At 46.6% G+C, this 324-nt stretch carries 1 protein-coding gene; it reads right to left on the bottom strand.

Annotated features, from left to right (window positions below):
* The coding region (locus C1G53_RS00250) for a TIGR01440 family protein (RefSeq protein ID WP_105117243.1) at positions 1–324 on the bottom strand (324 nt) is incomplete at both ends.

Below are 324 nucleotides of genomic sequence, written 5' to 3'. Positions count from 1 at the left end.
AAACTCGACTTCCACCGGGTCCTTCATATACTTGAAGGCCGCCAGCTGTCCTGAACCACCTGCATGAAGGGTGGGTAAGACATTGACTATTTCCAAGTCCTTCTGGATTGCTAATTCACGCTCCACCACCAAGGCACGATTGAGGTGTTCACAGCCTTGGACAGCTAGATAGATACCTTTTTGATCCAGAATTTCCAAGATGGTTTCAACAACCACCTCACCAACTTCCAGACTGGAATTTTTCCCGATATGCCCTCCAATCACCTCACTAGAGGACAATCCAAGGACAAATATCTGTCCTTTTTGAAGATCGCTGAGTTCTAG

The sequence above is a fragment of the Streptococcus suis genome (assembly GCF_002960445.1).
Classification (GTDB): domain Bacteria; phylum Bacillota; class Bacilli; order Lactobacillales; family Streptococcaceae; genus Streptococcus; species Streptococcus hyiners.
The sequence above is the reverse complement of the archived record's forward strand: the minus strand, read 5'-3'. Positions and strand labels throughout refer to the sequence as shown.